Source organism: Marinobacter persicus (assembly GCF_002934325.1).
GTDB classification, from domain to species: Bacteria; Pseudomonadota; Gammaproteobacteria; order Pseudomonadales; family Oleiphilaceae; genus Marinobacter; species Marinobacter persicus_A.
This window is the reverse complement of the sequence record NZ_PTIV01000075.1, coordinates 1-2,110: the sequence shown is the minus strand read 5'-3', so window position 1 is coordinate 2,110 and position 2,110 is coordinate 1. Positions and strand designations below refer to the sequence as shown.

Annotated in this window: 3 protein-coding genes; 2 read left to right on the top strand and 1 reads right to left on the bottom strand. The window is 51.8% G+C overall.

All coding sequences use genetic code 11. The annotated features are described in order from the left end of the window. The coding region (locus tag BY454_RS16995; RefSeq protein WP_219821025.1) for a hypothetical protein at positions 1-189 on the top strand (189 nt) is incomplete at its 5' end. A 185-nt stretch (positions 190-374) separates the two neighbouring features. On the opposite strand, the gene BY454_RS16610 is transcribed toward BY454_RS16995, so the two are convergent. Next, the gene (locus BY454_RS16610) at positions 375-1,067 is read right to left on the bottom strand and encodes a hypothetical protein (RefSeq protein WP_104417023.1); all 693 of its coding nucleotides are present in this window, start codon (positions 1,065-1,067) and stop codon (positions 375-377) included. A gap of 226 nt (positions 1,068-1,293) precedes the next feature. On the opposite strand from BY454_RS16610, the gene BY454_RS16605 reads away from it, so the two are divergent. Further along, a complete protein-coding gene (locus BY454_RS16605; RefSeq protein ID WP_104417024.1) occupies positions 1,294-1,893 on the top strand; it encodes an HNH endonuclease family protein in 600 nt (199 codons plus the stop codon). Positions 1,894-2,110: the final 217 nt, after the last annotated feature.

The window sequence follows — 2,110 nt, the reverse complement described above, 5'->3', positions numbered from 1 at the left end:
GTGGCAGCTTTGCCGTGGAATCAGTGGCAGCTTTCGCGTGGAATGGGTGGCAGGCTTCGTCTGGAATCAGTGGCAACCTTGGTCTGGAATACGCAGACCACTTCCTCCATTTATCCCTCGCAGGATCACACACAACCGAAAAACGCCACGTTGAGGCAGATCAAGGCATCCGTATTCCTTATGGCCTGAATCTGCACTTCTGGCGGGAGACTTATTGCGGCCCATTCTTCTTGTGCTAGTCTTGCAGTGGGTCGAGGAAGCTCCGCTGGCTCGACCAAGTCCGACAACGGATGTCAGGCAAACGCGACACCTGCACAGTGGTGTGACCGGTCAGGGAGAGACCTGCCACTATTTTGCCCCTCTATCCCTTCAATCTACCGACTCTGGAATTCCGTAATTTCTTGCTTCAAGCTGGCATACCAGCCCAGCAATTCATCTTCAGTGACTTCGCCTTGAGTTTGTTCCTTAGCCTTTTGCCGCTCAATCTCCGCTCGCTGTTCGGCATAGACATCGTGAAGTGCTTCCACTGAGATATTGAAGCCCTCGTGATGGTTGAGTTGGTTTCGAAGGGCTTTGAAAGCCGAGGGGGCGACAGGGTTGTTTCGCTTCCGCTCAATGTCTTTGGGCCGAATGCCAAACACTTCGCCCCAATGATCAACCGCTTGATGCCAGGCACACGTCAGCGGGCATTCTTCAGTGATGTAAAACCGCACCGCGTTGCCAGGATGGTTGACCGAAAAATAACAGCGTTCCTGATCGACGCGATCTCCGGTGGTGATCCCCATCGTGATGCCCCGGAATCCAACACCGCGGTAAGGACGTGTGTTTGGGTGATTGGTTTTCAGGGCATCAATGTACTGCAATGCAGCCGAGCGAGCCGCCCAGCGGGCGTCGTAATACCGGGCTCTTGTTCGTTGGTAGCGATACCAGAAATCCGCCGGGATCGTCGGCTTCGGAGGGATCAAGCTGAAATACTTCTGGTACCGTTTGCCTCGTAGCGTGGCGGTCACATGCCAGCCGTGAAAACGAGAAGATAACTGGCCTTTCTCATAATAATGGATGGCCATAGGTCAGTGTCATACTCCTTTGTTGATTACTGAAGAACTACGTTCCGCGACTACAGAATCGAAATCTGGGTACTAAGTTGCTGAGAGTTAGAGATTTCCATCCGTTCGTGGCGAGACCGTAGCGTCCAAATTTGGACGATTGCCACTGCCCGCGTATTCTGTCACCTCGCTGTCCCATCCGCATCGTGCGCTTCCGGTCTATTATCAAGTTGAGAAGGAATCCATCATGACGAGACAAAGGACTGTCGGCCTCGCCTTCATTCTGCTGTTGGTGTGTACGTCCGTATCCGCAGAACTGGTCAAAAAGTCCAGCAGCGGCCTATGCCACCCACCGGAAAGCAGCTGGTACGAGCGAACCAAGAATTACGAAGCCTTTGATTCCATTAAGACCTGCCTGGACTCTGGGGGCCTTTTGCCAAGCGGGCTCAGTCTTCGTGACATTCGCGCCGAACGCAACCCGGCCAGCGATTACCGACCCTATGACAGAGATTACTTTCGCCATTGGATCGACGAAGATGGTGACTGTCAGGATACGCGGGCGGAGCTGCTCATCTCCAAATCCACCAGCGAACCGACATTTGCTGATCCGCTAAAAGCCTGCCGTGTCATATCAGGCCGTTGGAACAGTCTATTCACAGGTCAACAATTGTACCAAGCCAGCGACGTTGAGATTGATCACGTTGTACCCCTGGAGTGGGCCTGGGAGCGCGGCGCTTGGCGCTGGTCAGGCCAAAAGCGTGAAACGTTTGCGAACGACCCGGTTAACTTGCTAGCCGTTGAGGATGAACTCAACAGCAGCATTAGTGGAATAGAAAAAATATCCTAAAAAGCATCAAAAACCTATGCCAGAAATCGAAATCTGGTTTTTTTTGAGCATACATGCATATATAGAGGAATTACGAACATACTATTTTACCAATTGGAAATTGCGTGCTGAACAGCGTCTGCATAGAGGCAAATATCAAAGTAGACAACACGGGGACGAAGATAAGTCTTCCGGTGATCGTCACCCAAGATGGTTTGCTGAAAAGTTATTTGGATTA

Excerpts from the sequence above, each read along its gene's own strand:
- BY454_RS16610 (WP_104417023.1), bottom strand. The coding sequence starts at position 1,067 with ATGGCCATCCATTATTATGAGAAAGGCCAGTTATCTTCTCGTTTTCAC.
- BY454_RS16605 (WP_104417024.1), top strand. The coding sequence starts at position 1,294 with ATGACGAGACAAAGGACTGTCGGCCTCGCCTTCATTCTGCTGTTGGTG.